Here is a 912-nt window from a genome sequence, read left to right as displayed (position 1 = left end):
CAATAACTTTTATCGCTTCAACATATTTTTCGTTATCAAGTAATAAGTTGATGTAGTTGTTAGTCAAATTTACATCTCCGGCATTTACTCGAATTCCATCTTCAAGTGTTTTGATTGCTTGGTCGGTTTCAAATTTTGAAGTGTATATATTGGCAAGATTCTGAAATATTGCGGGATTTCTTGCTCCGTTTTCTTTTGCTCTTTTGAAATATTCGAGCGCATTGTCGAAACCTCTGATATTTTGAGCAGCTAAAGCTGTATTAACAGCTAAAGTGGTATCTTTTGGAAAAAAATCACTTACTTCTTTTAATAAGCTGAAGGCTGTTGTGAAATCATTCTTTGCGAAAGCTGCATTTGCTTTTTCCTGCTTTTTGATATTAATATTGTATATAGATGCCTCTATTAAATGGGTATTTGTTTGAAATTTATCTAGTCTTTTAGCTGAATCTATAGCCTCTATGGCTAAACCATAATATTTATCGGAATTACCCTCATTAGGATCTGTGATAGCTACATATGAGCTTAAGTATGCTTTAATTGCCCATGTTTCAGGCCATTTCTTTGTTTTCTTATCATTCTGCGCAGCTTCGCTCGCTTTTATCCCTTCCCCTATTATTCCCAATTGTGCATTAGCATCTTGCTTATTGTTTATGGCCATTTGCAATTTACCTACGCTATTTCTTGCTATTAGAAGTTGACTTTTTTGTGAAAAAGCCAGGTTCCAAGTCGTTACAACTAAAAATATAGTACCAATAAAAGATATCTTACTCATAATACAAACTTAAAAAAAAAGAGGGATAAATCTATCCCTCTTTTCACTTTCAAAATTTTTGAATATACCTATTTTAATTCGGCAAGTCTTTTCTTAATTGCTTCGTAGTTAACATTGTCATTTTTAAAAGCATATATAAT

Annotated in this window: 1 protein-coding gene; it reads right to left on the bottom strand. The window is 32.2% G+C overall.

The genetic code is table 11. The annotated features are described in order from the left end of the window. Nucleotides 1-772: tetratricopeptide repeat protein (locus AC1DG9_RS27365; protein WP_477635736.1), on the bottom strand; the 772-nt coding region annotated here is incomplete at its 3' end. Between the last annotated feature and the right edge of the window lie 140 nt (nt 773-912).

The sequence above is a fragment of the Pedobacter sp. 05L430 genome, from assembly GCF_056397585.1.
This window is presented reverse-complemented; position numbering and strand designations above follow the sequence as displayed.